The organism is Kitasatospora sp. YST-16 (assembly GCF_026802215.1).
In the GTDB taxonomy this organism is placed as follows: domain Bacteria; phylum Actinomycetota; class Actinomycetes; order Streptomycetales; family Streptomycetaceae; genus Kitasatospora; species Kitasatospora cineracea.
Genome location: NZ_CP113837.1, coordinates 280,877 through 292,682 on the forward strand (window position 1 = coordinate 280,877; position 11,806 = coordinate 292,682).

The window sequence follows — 11,806 nt, forward strand, 5'->3', positions numbered from 1 at the left end:
CCGCCACCCGCAGCAGTCCCGCCACCCGGCCGTCAGCCCAGCAGCGCGCCGAGCGGCCCGGCGATCAGGTGGTAGTCGGCGAGGAACCCGGTGAGCACCGCGCCGGCCAGGGCGACCGCCGTCATGGCGAGCCGGCCGGGCCACCGCCACCAGTGGCGCAGCCACCCCGCGACGGCCCCGGCGGCGACGGCCAGGGCGACGGGCGGGACGGCCGCGCCCCACCAGGTGGGGGCGAGCGCCAGCGGGGTGCCGAGCGGGACGGCCTCCATCATCGCGTTGCCGTCCGCGACCAGGGCCAGCAGCGAGACCAGGAACCCGGCGGCGAGCAGCCCGGCGAGGGCGGCGGCGGCCCGGGCCGCCCGGGCCGGGAGCGGGTGGGCGGGACGGCGGCGCAGCCGGCGGACGAGCGCGGTGGCGGGGACGGCGACCAGCGCGGCGAGCAGGACGGCGAGGGCCGCGCCGAGCACCGCCAGCCGGGGGCCGGGCTGCTGACGCCAGGTCAGGCGGCGGTACCCGGTGGACGGGTTGTCGGAGGCGCTCAGCACGCCGTCCCGGAAGGCGATCCGGGCCTGCCCGCCGCTTTCCAGGTACTGGCCGTCGCCGAGCGGCCGCCAGTGCTGGACGGGGTTGCGGGGGTCGAGGGCCAGCCCCTCGGTGCGCAGCCCGGCGGCCTCCGCCGTGACGGTGACGGCGCCGAACAGTTCCTCGGTGCGCATCATGCTGCCCCGGCTGACCCGGGCGGCCAGGTACGTCCCCGCGTACCGACCACCGTCCCCGTTCCCGTCCCCGTTCCCACGTCCGCCCACATCCCCGCTCCCACTCCCGCTCCCGTCCCGGTCCGCGGGCGGGTGCCCGCCGGGAAGGGCGTCGACGATCGCCCGGATCAGCTGCTTGCCGTCCCAGCCGGCCGTGCCGTCGGTGCCGTCGCCGTTGTAGACCACGTACACGCCGAGGTGCTGTTCGGGCAGGAGCAGCAGGTTACCGTGGAAGCCGGGCAGGTCGCCGTCCTTGAACCAGCCGGTGAACCCGTCCCTGGTCCAGCCCTCGTAGGCCCAGCCCAGGCCGGGCAGCCGGGGGTCCTGCCGGTAGTGGGTGGTCTGCATCAGCCGGGCGGCCGGGCCGGGGGCGAGCTGGTCGCGCAGCCAGCGGGCCATGTCGGCGGCGGTGGTGATCCCGCCGGGGCCGCTGGGCGTCCACGGGCCGTACTGGCCGTGCTCCTCGGTCCAGCCGTCGGCGCCGTCCGGCCGGTAGCCGCGGGCGGGGGCGATCGCGGCGGGGTGCGGCTGCTCGAAGGAGGTGCGGGCCATGCCGAGCGGTTCGAGCACGGCGCTCCGGAGCTGTTCGGCGTACGGCCGCCCGGCGACCCGTTCGACCGCCAGCCCGGCCAGCGCGGCGCCGTAGTTGTCGTACGCGGCAAGCGTCCCGGGCGGCCGGACCCGGGCCGGACGGTGGTCGGCGAGGCTCTGCGCGAGGCTCGGAATGCCGTCCGGGGTGGCCGAGTTGACGCCGACCAGGTCGCTGTCGAAGCCGGACGTGTGGGTGAGCAGGTGGTCGGTGGTGACGGGGCGGCCGGGGTAGCTGTCGGGTATCCGGTCGGCGGGCGGCAGGTAGCGGTTGACGTCGGCGGCCGGGTCGATCCGCCCGTCGGCCACGAGCTGCGCGGCGGCCTGCGCGGTGAACAGCTTGGCCAGCGAGCCGAGGTAGAACCCGGTCCGCTCCGGGTCGACCGGCGTGCCCGCGCCGGTGTCGGCGACGCCGTAGCCGCGCAGCAGCACCTGCTCCCCGCTGACCACGGCGACGGCCGCGCCGGGGATCCGGTCGCGCCGCAACTGCTCCGCCACGGTGCGGTCGACCAGCCCGCCGAGATCGGCCGGTCCGGCGGTGGGCCCCTCGGTCGCTCCCGCCACCGGGGCGGCGGCGAGCGGGAGGAGGGCGGCGAGGGCGAGGGCGAGCCCGAACAGGGCGGGGCGGGAACCGTTCATGCCTCGATCATTCGGCCCGCCCGGGCCCCGGCGGCAGTGCGTGGCGCACCCGTCGACATGCATTCTGCACATCACCCTGCGCACCGGTCCCGCGCACCGGGCCGGGGCCCACCGCTCCCGGCCCCTGGGCGCCCCGGCAGAATGACCTGCGTGTTCAGGGGAGACAGGGGAGACCGGGGAGAGGACGGCGGCGCGGACGAGGGCCTGCCCGGCCCGGTGGTGCTGTCGCTGGTGCTGCTGGGGGCGATGTTCGGGATGGCGGCGCCCGCCGACGGCGGGTGGTGGCCGCACCCGGTGGCGTGGGTGGCGCTCGGGGTGCAGGCGGTGCACTGCCTGCCGTGGACGGCGCGGCTGCGCGGGGCCTGGACGCTGGCCGCGCAGTTGCTGCTCGTCCCGTGGTCCGGCGTGCCGGGGTTCGCCGCGGCGTCGGTGCTGCTGCTGGTCCGCCGCCCGGTGCGCTGGGCGCTGTTCGCCCTGGTGGTGGCGGGGGCCGCGGTCCTCGCGGCGGACAGCCCGTACGGGGCGGCGAACGGCGCGGGCAACGCGCTCGCCCAGGGGCTGACGGTGTACGCGCTGACCCGGCTGTTCCACCGGTACGCCGAACTGCACGCCACCCGGGGCCGGTTGGCGTCCGCGCGGGTGGCCGCGGAACGGCAGCGGGCGGCCCGCGACCTGCACGCGGCGCTCGGGGTGCCGCTGGCGGCGGTGCTGCGGCTGGCCGCCGCGGGCGACGCCGCCGGGGTGGCGGCCACCGCACGGCGGGCCGCGGCCGGGGTCCGCCGGGCCCCGGAGCCCGGGCCGCCGCCGACCCGCCGGACGGCCCGCTGCCCGCGCCGGTGCTGCCGGTCCTGGTGGCGGTGCACGCCGGCTACCTGGCCGTCGGCGTGGTCTACCTGACGGAGCGCCACCTCGCCCCGCTCCCGCTGGCCGCCGCGCTGGCGGCGCTGGCCACCGTGACGGGCCTGCAGGTGCGGCACTCGCTGCCCCGCCCGCCGGGCGTCCGCCCGGCCGGGTTCGGCTGGACGTGGGCGCTGCAGTGCGCGGTGGCGGTGGCGGTGCTGTTCGGGCCGGACGGAACGCACCCGCAACTGCTGGCGTTCGCCGCCGCGTCGGCGCTGGTGCTGCTGCCGCCCGCCGCCGGGTGGCCGGTGCTGGCCGCGGCGGTCCTGGCGGCGGGCGCGGTGAGCGGCGCGGCGGCGGTCGACGTGGTCACCATCGCACTGGTCTGCTACGGGCTGGCGCTGCTCACCGCGATGGTGCAGCGGGTCCGGGAGGCCCGGCTGGCCCTGGCCGAACTCGCCGTGGCCCGGGAGCGGCGGCGGATCGCCCGGGACGTGCACGACCTGCTGGGCTCGGGCCTGACCGCCGTCGCGGTGAGCGCCGAACTCGCCGTCCGGCAGCCGTCCGCCGGGCACCTGGAGCGGGCCGCCGCACTCGCCGAACGCACCCTCGGCGAGCTGCGGGCCGTCCCCGCGGACGGGGCCGTCCTCGACCTGTCCACCGAACTCGCCGCCGCCGAAGCCCTGTTGACCGCCGCCGGAATCGCCCTGGACCGCACCGGCGACCCCGAGCAGGTCCCGCCCGCCGACCGCCCCCTGCTCGCCGCCGTCCTCCGCGAGGGCACCACCAACGTCCTGCGGCACAGCCGCGCCACCCGCTGCACCCTGGTCCTGGACCGGAACGGCCTGCACCTGTCCAACGACCACGCCCGCCCCGGCCCGCACTCCCCCGGCCACGGCACCCCCAACCTGACCACCCGCGCCACCACCCACCGCGCCACCCTCACCTCCACCCCGGACGGCCACGGCGGCTGGCTCCTCACCACGACCCTCCCCACCACCCCCTGACACCCCGCCACCACCCCGACGAAGCCCCACCCTGACGAAGCCCCACCCGACAGCAGGCCGGCCCCCACCCGCCCTCACCCCCGATGCGGCAACCAACCCGCCTCCCGAGCGATCCGGACGGCGTCCAGGCGGGTGCGGGCGTCGAGTTTCAGCTGGGCGGCGGCGAGGTAGTTGCGCACCGTACCGGCCGAGAGGTGCAGCCGCTTGGCGATCTCGCGGGGCTCGCAGCCCTCCGCGGCCAGGCCCAGCACTTGCGCCTCGCGCTCGGTCAGCGGGCTGGCGGGGGCGGTCAGGGCGCGGGCCGCCAGGTCGGGGTCGACGGCGCTCTCCCCGGCCGCGACCAGGCGGACGGCGTCGGCCAGCCGGTCCGGCGGGGCGTCCTTGGGCATGAACCCGGCCGCCCCGGCGGCCAGCGCGGCCCGCAGCACCTCGACCCGCCGGTGGGCGGTCAGGATCAGCACCCGGCACTCGGGCAGCCGTTCGCGCAGCGCGGCGGTGCCGACGATCCCGTCGGCCCCGGGCAGGTCGATGTCCAGCACCGCCACGTCGGGCCGGTGCGCCAGCGCGGTGGGCACCACCTGGTCGCCGTGCCCGGTCTCGGCCACCACCTCGATGTCCCCGGCCTCGGCGAGCAGCGCCCGCAGCGCGCCGCGCACCAGGTGCATGTCCTCGGCCAACAGCACTCTCACCACGTGTCCCGCCCCCTTCGGTCCGCAAGCCCCCAGGATAGGAGGCCCCCGCCCTCGCTCCTGCACCTCCGCGCCCTCCCGCCGGGCCGTGGATGCCCGATCAGGCAGCATCTCCCTTGCCCTGGGCAGTTCCTGACGGTGCGACAGCTCCCCCGGTGGAGCAGCCGGTACGGTTCCGACAACAGGTCTAGACCAAACTGGGCCGATTCCCCTGCTGAGGAGAAGTTCCTTGCGACGCTCTGCTGCCGCCGCACTGTCCACCGCCGCGTCCGTCACGCTGCTCTCCGCACCCTGGGCCGCCGCACCGGCCCAGGCCGCCACCACGGGGACGACCCCCGCCACCGTCACCGCGACGGTGACCCTCGACTCCACCGGCACCGTCGACGCCAACGGGTTCGTGACCGTCTCGGGCACCTACCGGTGCTCGCCGCTCCCCACCGGGGTGGGCGTCCTCTCCGGCACGCTCGGCATGTACCAGGGCGCCACCTGCGACGGCGCCGAGCACACCTTCGCCGACCGGAGGCGGCCCGCCCGGGAGCAGCTCTACACCGTCGGTCCGGTCGAGGTCGGCGCCGGCGTGGCCTGGATGCGGAACGGCACCTACCCGGTCATCATCCAGGTCACCAAGATCGCGAGCGACACCCGGACCGTCTACCTGCAGGCCCCCGCGAGCTGACTCACCGCCGGCCCGCGAACTGACGCACCGCCGACCCGCGGCCGGGCCGCCCTCGCCCGGCCGCGGGCCGGCGCCCTACAGCTCCAGCGTGACCTGGTAGCGCCGCAGCCAGCCGTCCAGCAGCAGCACCACCTCGCCCGCGTTGCGCAGGTCCCGGCCGGGGGCGTCGGCGACGGCGGCCGTCGCGGCGGCCAGGTCGAGCAGGTCGCGGCCGGGGGCGTCCCGGTCGGCCAGCAGTTCGCGCAGTTCGGCGCGGAGCGCCTCGGCGTAGCGCGGGTCCTGGGTGGAGGGGTAGGGGCTCTTGACGCGCTGGGCGACCGCGTCGGGGAGCACGTCGCGGGCGGCGGCGCGCAGCAGCGACTTCTCCCGGCCGTCGAAGCTCTTCATCGCCCAGGGGGTGTTGAAGACGTACTGGACGAGGCGGTGGTCGCAGAACGGGACGCGGACCTCCAGGCCGACGGCCATCGAAGCGCGGTCCTTGCGGTCCAGCAGGATCTGGACGAACCGGGTCAGGTGCAGGTGGCTGATCTCCCGCATCCGGCGCTCGTGGGCGCTCTCGCCGGCCAGCCGGGGCACGTCGGCGAGGGCTTCGCGGTAGCGGGCGTCCCGGTAGCCGGGCAGGTCGAGCTTGGCGAGCAGGCCGGGGGCGAGCAGCGACTGCGGGTTGAGGGTGGCGGCGCCGCCGCCGAAGCCCCTGGCGAAGGTGTACATCCAGGGGAAGCCGTCGTGGGCGACGGCGGCCGGGTCGTGGAACCACAGGTAGCCGCCGAACACCTCGTCGGCGGACTCGCCGGACAGCGCGACGGTGGACTGCTCGCGGATCGCCTTGAACAGCAGGTACAGCGAGGTGTCGCCCTCGCCGAGGCCGAGCGGCAGGTCGCGGGCGGTGAGCACGGCCTCGCGGTGGCGGCGCTCCATCAGGTCGGCGGTGTCGAGCACGATGTCGCGGTGCGCGGAGCCGACGTGTTCGGCCAGGGCGTGCGCGTAGGGGCCGTCCAGGGTGGCGCGCAGTTCGTCGGGGACGAAGTTCTCGGCCTGGCCGGTGAAGTCGACGGCGAACGAGCGGACCGGCCCCTGTCCGGCGGCGGCCAGGCCCTGCGCGGCGAGCGCGGTGATCACCGAGGAGTCGAGGCCGCCGGAGAGCAGGGTGCACAGCGGGACGTCGGCGATCAGCTGGCGGGCCACGATGTCGTCGAGGAGTTCCCGGACGGTGGCGATGGTGGTCGGCAGGTCGTCGGTGTGCTCGTGCGATTCGAGCGCCCAGTACCGGCGTTCGGCCAGGCCCTCGCGGCGCACCCGCAGGGTGTGGCCGGGCTTGAGTTCGCGCATGCCGCGGTAGACGGCGTGGCCGGGGGTCTTGGTGAAGGAGAGCACTTCGGCCAGGCCCTCGGCGTCGACCACGGCGCGGACCTCGGGGTGGGCGAGGATCGCCTTGGGCTCGGAGCCGAACAGGACGCCGTCGGGGGTGGGCCAGTAGTAGAGCGGCTTGATGCCCATCCGGTCGCGCACCAGCAGCAGCTCCTCGCTGCGCGGGTCCCACAGCGCGAAGGCGTACATGCCGTTGAGGTGCTCGGTGAACGCCTCGCCCCACTCCAGGTAGGCGTGCAGCGCGACCTCGGTGTCGCTCGCGGTCCGGAAGGCGTGGCCGCGGGCCTTCAACTCGGCGCGCAGCTCCCGGTAGTTGTAGATCTCGCCGCTGTAGGTGGTGACCAGCACGGTGCGCCCGTCGTGCTCGGCGGTCATCGGCTGGCGGCCGCCGTCGAGGTCGATGACGGCGAGCCGGCGGTGGCCGAGGCCGACGTGGGTGCCGAGCCAGACGCCCGCGGCGTCCGGTCCGCGGCAGGCCATGGTGGCGGTCATCGCGGCGAGGGTGGCGTGCTCGGTGCTCAGGTCCCGGTCGAACGAGACCCATCCGGTGATCCCGCACATGCGAGGGGTGGCCCTTCCTCGAACAGGCCGGTGCCGCACCGCCCCGGCGGGGGCGAGGTCGTTCCCGTACGACCGCACCGGCGCCCCGACGCTAGGCCCGATGGGTGCATTCGACAACCAAGTGTTGGTCATGTGCATTCACTTCGGGCCACCCGGACCACCACCGCCCACCTGCGCCGCTCGTCCCCCGCCCGTGCCGCCCGCCTCCTGACGGCACCTCAACTCCCTTCGCCCACCCCCGCATCTGGCCCGAACCCGCACCCCGCCCGGGCCCGCCGCGCCCGCCCCGGGCGCACCCCCCTCTCGCGTCCGCCGCCGCCCGGTGGTGAACTGGTCCGGTGAAAGATCAGCGCGGCAGCACCGAACCCCCGCTCCCCGGCACGGCCGTCGAACGCCGCCCGGCCCCCGTGGTCCGCTGCCGCCGCTGCCACCGCCCGCTGCGCAGCCCCGAGTCCCGCTGGGAGAAGCTCGGCCGGCACTGCGCCGACGCCCCCGAGCGCACCCTGGTCTACGTCATCGACCAGGAGCAGCTCCCCGGCACCTGACTGGTCGTCAGCCCCCACCGTCAGCACCCGCCGTCAGCACCCACCGTCAGCCCGCGCCCCGCGCCCGGACCACCGCCCCCGGCCCCTGCCCCGACGGCCCCCGACCCGACGGCACCGGGCTCGGCGCCCCCGCCAGGACGTCCTCGCAGCCGCAGCCCGGCAGCGTGGCCGGGTGGGTCGGCGGGCCGTCCCACTCCGCGCGGCGCTCCCGGTCGGCGCGGGCCCCGGCCAGCACGGCGCGGTGGACGGCGCGGGCCAGCCGGGCGCCCCACAACGAGCGGGGGCCGCCGAAGGGTTCGGCCGGCTCGCCCGGCCCGGCGGTGCGGACGGCGACGCAGACCGCGTCGGAGGGGGTGCCGGAGCAGTCGTAGCCGGCCTCCAGCAGGGCCTGGACCTTGGCCTCGGTGGCGGTGGTGAGCAGGTTGAGCAGCCCGGCGTCGGAGACCGGCGCGGGGACGACGGCCAGGATGTTGATGGTGCCGGGCACGTACCCGGCCCCGGCGGCCCCGGCAGCCCCGGCGGCGGCCTCGGGCGCGGCGGCCCAGGTGGGGACGCCGATGCCGGTGGTGGCCAGCGCGGTGGCGCCGCCGTCCTCGGCCCAGGTGCAGGCGTCGACCTCGGCGGCCGTCATCAGGCCCGTCCCGGGCCCGGACAGACCCTGCGCGGCGGCGAGTTCGGCCAGGTGCTCGGCCGGGTCGAGGCGCCCGTACCCGGCCCGGACCTGCGCGTTGAGGACCCAGTGCCGCTCGCCCAGCCCGCCGCCGAGGACACCGGAGCCGGCCATCCGCCAGCCCGGTCCGGCCCGCCACACCAGCAGGTGCCGGCACGCCCCGTCCTCGATCCGCCCGGCCCGCTGGACCGTCACCGCCCGCGCCGCCACCCGTTCCACCGCCCGCTCCTCGTTCATGATCCGACACCCAACCACACCGGAACGGTCGGAATTCGCCCCGCCCCGACCGGATGCGGCAGAGTGGCGCCATGACCCCGCAGCCCTCCGCGTCCACCGCCCGTGCCCCCCGCGCCCCGGCGGCCGGGGCCCGCCGCCGGCCGGTGCAGCAGCGCAGCCAGGAGCGGTACGAGCGGCTGCTGGACGCTTGCGCGGGGCTGCTGGACGAGAGCGGGTCGGCGGGGCTGACCACCAAGGAGGTGGCGCTGCGCGCGGAGGTGCCGATCGGCACCCTGTACCAGTTCTTCGCCGGCAAGGAGGGCCTGCTGGCGGCCCTCGCCGAACGCAACCTGGCCCGCTTCCTGGACGGCCTGGCCCGCCGGGTGGCGGCCGCCGGCCCGCCCGACCTGGCGTCCTTCACCGACCACGCGGTGGACGAGTTCGTGGCGATGAAGCGCGACGTGCCGGGCTTCGGCCACCTGGACTTCGGCCTGGTCGACACCGTCCCCGCCGAGGTCGACGACCTGCACCTGCTGGACGCCGAGCTGGACAACAACGCGGCGGTCGCGGTCCGGCTGCGCACGATCGGCGGCGAGCTGTTCGCGGCGCCCGGGTACGCGCTGGCCCTGCGGGTGGCGATGGAGTGCGCGGACGCGGTGCTGAAGCTGGCGTTCCGGGCCGACCCGGCGGGCGACCCGGCGCTGATCGCCGAGTGCAAGCGGCTGGTGTGCAGCTACCTCGCCCAGACCCCGCCGGCCAGCTGAGCACCCCGCCAGCCCGCGTGAGCACCCCGCCAGCCCGCGTGAGCACCCCGCCGGCCTGCCGAGCACCCCGCCGGCCTGCTTGAACACCCCGCCATTGCGCCGTCCGGGTGCCCGCCGCACAGTGGAAGGGAGCCCGAAAGTCCCTGTCCGACCCGCCGGCGGGAGTGTCCGATGCAAGCCACCGTGGGAGACCGCGTCCACATGTTCAGCAGGTCGGTCGGCATGACCGACCGCAAGGGTGAGATCGTCGAGGTGCGCGGCACCGACGGCGAACCGCCGTACCTGGTCCGCTTCGAGGACGGCCACGCCGGCCTCGTCTACCCCGGCCCCGACTGCCTCGTCGAGCACCGTTCCGGCGAGGAGCAGCGCTGACCCCAGGGCCCCCGCCGGGCCCGGTGGGAGGAGATCCCGACCTTGTCGCCGCCCCTGCCCGGCCCGCTGGCCCACCTCGCCCCGCTGCTCGACCACTACGGCTACCTCGCGGTCGGGGTGCTGGTGTTCCTCGACAACTGCGTGGTCCCGGTGCCGGGCCAGACCATCCTGGTGCTGGCCGCGGTGTACGCGGGCGCGGGGCAGCTGTCCCTGCCGGTGCTGCTGCTGGTCGCCGTGCTGGCGGCGGTCGCGGGCGACACCCTCGCGTACGTGCTGGGCCGCACCGGCGGCCTGGCCGTCGTGCACCGCTGGGGCCGGTACGTCCGGCTCACCCCGGAGCGGATGGAGCGCGCCGAGTCCTTCTTCCGCCGCCGCGGCGCGCTGGTGGTCACCGGGGCCCGCTTCGTCGACGGCCTGCGCCAGACCAACGGCCTGATCGCGGGCACCACCGAGATGCCCTGGCGCCGCTTCATGCCCGCCAACGTGCTGGGCGCGGCGCTGTGGGCGGGCGTCTGGACGGCGGTCGGCTACTTCGCGGGCAGCAACATCGACACCCTCTACCGCCAGGCCGTCCGCTACCAGGTCCTGCTGTTCGCCGTCCTGGCGGCCCTGGCCCTGCTCCTGCTCGTCCGCACCTGGCTGCGCCGCCGCCACCGGCCGCCCCGGGACGCCGCCGCCGGCCGGATCCCGCACCAGAACGGCGACGGCGCCCCCGCCGACAACGACAACGACAACGACAACGACAACGACAACAACGGCAGCGGTCGGTCCTGAGGATCAGGTGGGCAGGTTCCCGTCGCCGCCCAGGTTGGCGACCATCCGGCGCAGGACGTTGATGGTGGTCACGAAGTCCTCCGGGTCGACGCCCTCGTGCACCCGCCGGTGCACCCGCAGGTTGCGCTCCCTGGCCCGGAGGCGCCCGGCCTCGCCCTCCTCGGTCAGCGCCAGGCCGCCGGCGGCGTCCTCGGTCAGCCAGCCGCGGGCGGCGAGGTCGTCGAAGACCCGGTCGAAGTCGGTCCCGAGGTCGTCCCACGGCGCCAGCCGTTCGGCCAGGGCGGCCCGGGTCCACCGGCCCGGGCTCCCGGCGGCGTGGTTGAGCGTCCACCAGTGCGGCTGGGTGAGGTCCTCCACCGCCAGCTGTTCGCGGATCGCCCCGACCACCAGCCGGCAGGCCGTGCCGGTCCACGCGCCGACGGGCTGCGCGGCCAGTTCCTGCGGCGAGTACTCCTTGAGCTCGACGCCCATGCGTCCCTCCCTCTCGTGCCTCTCCTGCGTGACGGAACCCGATCACCGTAGAAGCTCAAGTCCGCTTGAGGTCAAGGCCGTTTGAGGTCGAGGCCGTCCGGGGCGGGCCGCCGGGGCGGGTCAGCGGAAGGCGATCACCTCGAAGGCGGCGGCGAACCGGGTGCCGAGCCGGGAGCCGGCCTCGCGGCTCATGCCCTCCAGGAACTCGGCGGCGTTGGCCATGTCGCCGCCGAGGCCGTCCAGGTAGGCGCGGTGGGCCTCCAGCGAGGCGACGCCGGCGGCGAAGGTGTCGGTGGTGTCGGCGGCGTGCCGCCCGTCGGGGGAGCCGGCCGCCCAGAGCTGGCGGACGCCGTTCCAGGGCTGGTGGCCCTCGGCGGTGAGTTCGCGGAAGACCCAGCGGTTGCCCGCGTCGCGCACCGCGTCGAGGGTGGCCCGGCCGACGGCGATGTGGTCGGCCTGGTTGGGGAAGACGCCGCCGTAGGTGTCGCGGAAGTTGGTGGTGATCACGACGTCCGGTCGGTGGCGGCGGATCGCCCGGGCCAGGTCGCGGCGCAGCGGCAGCCCGTACTCGAGGACGCCGTCGGGGTAGCCGAGGAACTCGACGGTCTCGACGCCGACGAGCCGGGCCGATTCGACCTGTTCGCGCTCCCGGACGGGGCGGCACTGCTCGGGGTCCATGCCGTCGATGCCGGCTTCGCCGCTGGTGACCATCAGGTAGCTGATCCGCTTGCCCTGCCCGGTCCAGCGGGCGACGGCGGCCGCGGCGCCGTACTCCATGTCGTCGGGGTGGGCGACGACGGCGAGGGCGGTGTCCCAGTCCTCGTCGAGCGGCTGGTAGGGGGGCGGGGCCTGGTGGGTGGTGTCGCTCATG

Annotated in this window: 13 protein-coding genes; 7 read left to right on the forward strand and 6 right to left on the reverse strand. The window is 76.3% G+C overall.

All coding sequences use genetic code 11. From position 1 onward, the window contains the following. Window positions 1-32: 32 nt before the first annotated feature. A complete protein-coding gene (locus tag OU787_RS01310; protein WP_268658220.1) occupies window positions 33-1,982 on the reverse strand; it encodes a serine hydrolase domain-containing protein in 1,950 nt (649 codons plus the stop codon). Window positions 1,983-2,132: 150 nt separating this feature from the next. On the opposite strand from OU787_RS01310, the gene OU787_RS01315 reads away from it, so the two are divergent. Both OU787_RS01315 and OU787_RS01320 read left to right on the forward strand, forming a co-directional pair. After that, complete coding sequence (locus OU787_RS01315) at window positions 2,133-2,879, forward strand: hypothetical protein (protein ID WP_268658221.1); 747 nt, start codon at window positions 2,133-2,135, stop codon at window positions 2,877-2,879. Next, on the forward strand, window positions 2,819-3,829 hold the full coding sequence (locus OU787_RS01320; RefSeq protein WP_268658222.1) for a sensor histidine kinase: 1,011 nt from the start codon (window positions 2,819-2,821) through the stop codon (window positions 3,827-3,829). The genes OU787_RS01315 and OU787_RS01320 overlap by 61 nt, the downstream gene beginning before the upstream one ends. Window positions 3,830-3,903: 74 nt before the next feature. Here the strand turns inward: OU787_RS01320 and OU787_RS01325 are convergent, their stop codons facing one another. Then, window positions 3,904-4,521: a response regulator transcription factor gene (locus tag OU787_RS01325; protein WP_268658223.1), complete on the reverse strand. Its 618-nt coding sequence runs from the start codon at window positions 4,519-4,521 to the stop codon at window positions 3,904-3,906. 226 nt (window positions 4,522-4,747) lie between these two features. Here OU787_RS01325 and OU787_RS01330 point away from each other — a divergent pair, with 226 nt between their 5' ends. Further along, window positions 4,748-5,194, forward strand: coding sequence for a DUF6299 family protein (locus OU787_RS01330; protein ID WP_268658224.1), 447 nt, complete (start codon window positions 4,748-4,750; stop codon window positions 5,192-5,194). 75 nt (window positions 5,195-5,269) lie between these two features. Here the strand turns inward: OU787_RS01330 and asnB are convergent, their stop codons facing one another. After that, window positions 5,270-7,123: an asparagine synthase (glutamine-hydrolyzing) gene (gene asnB, locus OU787_RS01335; RefSeq protein WP_268658225.1), complete on the reverse strand. Its 1,854-nt coding sequence runs from the start codon at window positions 7,121-7,123 to the stop codon at window positions 5,270-5,272. 338 nt (window positions 7,124-7,461) lie between these two features. On the opposite strand from asnB, the gene OU787_RS01340 reads away from it, so the two are divergent. Beyond that, window positions 7,462-7,668, forward strand: coding sequence for a DUF6011 domain-containing protein (locus OU787_RS01340; protein WP_030463736.1), 207 nt, complete (start codon window positions 7,462-7,464; stop codon window positions 7,666-7,668). A gap of 46 nt (window positions 7,669-7,714) precedes the next feature. Here OU787_RS01340 and OU787_RS01345 read toward each other — a convergent pair whose 3' ends face one another. Next, a complete protein-coding gene (locus OU787_RS01345) occupies window positions 7,715-8,575 on the reverse strand; it encodes an adenosylcobinamide amidohydrolase (protein WP_327059345.1) in 861 nt (286 codons plus the stop codon). Window positions 8,576-8,646: 71 nt separating this feature from the next. Between OU787_RS01345 and OU787_RS01350 the strand changes: the two genes are divergently transcribed. From OU787_RS01350 to OU787_RS01360, 3 genes are all read left to right on the forward strand, one after another. Beyond that, window positions 8,647-9,318, forward strand: a complete 672-nt coding sequence (locus tag OU787_RS01350; protein ID WP_268658226.1) for a TetR/AcrR family transcriptional regulator — start codon at window positions 8,647-8,649, stop codon at window positions 9,316-9,318. A 171-nt stretch (window positions 9,319-9,489) separates the two neighbouring features. Next, window positions 9,490-9,690 (forward strand): DUF1918 domain-containing protein, encoded by a 201-nt coding sequence (locus tag OU787_RS01355; RefSeq protein WP_268658227.1) that lies wholly within the window; start codon window positions 9,490-9,492, stop codon window positions 9,688-9,690. 42 nt (window positions 9,691-9,732) lie between these two features. After that, complete coding sequence (locus tag OU787_RS01360) at window positions 9,733-10,464, forward strand: DedA family protein (RefSeq protein ID WP_268658228.1); 732 nt, start codon at window positions 9,733-9,735, stop codon at window positions 10,462-10,464. A gap of 3 nt (window positions 10,465-10,467) precedes the next feature. Here OU787_RS01360 and OU787_RS01365 read toward each other — a convergent pair whose 3' ends face one another. Together OU787_RS01365 and OU787_RS01370 are read right to left on the reverse strand one after the other, a co-directional pair. Next, window positions 10,468-10,935, reverse strand: a complete 468-nt coding sequence (locus OU787_RS01365) for a MarR family transcriptional regulator (protein ID WP_268658229.1) — start codon at window positions 10,933-10,935, stop codon at window positions 10,468-10,470. Window positions 10,936-11,055: 120 nt separating this feature from the next. Next, the gene (locus tag OU787_RS01370) at window positions 11,056-11,805 is read right to left on the reverse strand and encodes a PIG-L deacetylase family protein (RefSeq protein WP_268658230.1); all 750 of its coding nucleotides are present in this window, start codon (window positions 11,803-11,805) and stop codon (window positions 11,056-11,058) included. Window position 11,806: the final 1 nt, after the last annotated feature.

What these genes read in the sequence shown, in the direction of transcription:
- OU787_RS01310 (WP_268658220.1), bottom strand. Translation starts at nt 1,982, where the DNA reads ATGAACGGTTCCCGCCCCGCCCTGTTCGGGCTCGCCCTCGCCCTCGCC.
- asnB (WP_268658225.1), bottom strand. Translation starts at nt 7,123, where the DNA reads ATGTGCGGGATCACCGGATGGGTCTCGTTCGACCGGGACCTGAGCACC.
- OU787_RS01345 (WP_327059345.1), bottom strand. Translation starts at nt 8,575, where the DNA reads ATGAACGAGGAGCGGGCGGTGGAACGGGTGGCGGCGCGGGCGGTGACG.
- OU787_RS01350 (WP_268658226.1), top strand. Translation starts at nt 8,647, where the DNA reads ATGACCCCGCAGCCCTCCGCGTCCACCGCCCGTGCCCCCCGCGCCCCG.
- OU787_RS01355 (WP_268658227.1), top strand. Translation starts at nt 9,490, where the DNA reads ATGCAAGCCACCGTGGGAGACCGCGTCCACATGTTCAGCAGGTCGGTC.
- OU787_RS01365 (WP_268658229.1), bottom strand. Translation starts at nt 10,935, where the DNA reads ATGGGCGTCGAGCTCAAGGAGTACTCGCCGCAGGAACTGGCCGCGCAG.
- OU787_RS01370 (WP_268658230.1), bottom strand. Translation starts at nt 11,805, where the DNA reads ATGAGCGACACCACCCACCAGGCCCCGCCCCCCTACCAGCCGCTCGAC.